The organism is Agrobacterium sp. CCNWLW155, assembly GCF_036888815.1.
Lineage (GTDB): Bacteria > Pseudomonadota > Alphaproteobacteria > Rhizobiales > Rhizobiaceae > Agrobacterium > Agrobacterium radiobacter.
Map to the genome: position 1 here is coordinate 1 of NZ_JBAKFW010000067.1, position 594 is coordinate 594.

Consider the following 594-nt stretch of genomic DNA (forward strand, 5'->3'; position numbering starts at 1 on the left):
CTAGACCGGGTGAACCGACAGTTCTTCGCTCCAGCGCCGAACATGCTGTGGTTATCCGATTTCACCTATGTCGCGACCTGGCAGGGCTTCGTTTACGTGGCCTTCGTCATTGATGCCTTCGCACGCCGTATCGTCGGTTGGCGGGCGAGCCGGACTGCCCATGCGGGCTTTGTGCTCGATGCCCTCGACCAAGCACTTCATGAGCGGCGACCCGTCAAACGGGGCGGGCTGGTTCATCATTCCGACCGCGGCTCGCAATACGTGTCAATTCGCTATTCCGAACGGCTGGCGGAGGCGGGCATCGAGCCGTCCGTCGGGAGTGTCGGCGACAGTTACGACAACGCTCTCGCCGAAACGATCAACGGCCTTTACAAGGCCGAGGTCATCCATCGACGAGGACCGTGGCGAAACTTCGAAGCCGTGGAGTTCGCCACTTTGGAATGGGTCGATTGGTTCAACCACCGACGCCTTCTGGAGCCCATCGGCAACATACCGCCAGCCGAGGCCGAAGAACGATATTACGCCATGCTGGACGCGCCAGCCATGGCCGCATAACTTAAACCAAACGGTCTCCGGTAAAGCCGGGGCGGTTCA

General features: G+C 60.4%; 1 protein-coding gene. It reads left to right on the top strand.

What is annotated here, in order from left to right:
* Window positions 1-555 (top strand): IS3 family transposase (locus V6S97_RS29140; protein WP_334428456.1); only part of this gene is annotated, 555 nt, incomplete at its 5' end.
* Window positions 556-594: the final 39 nt, after the last annotated feature.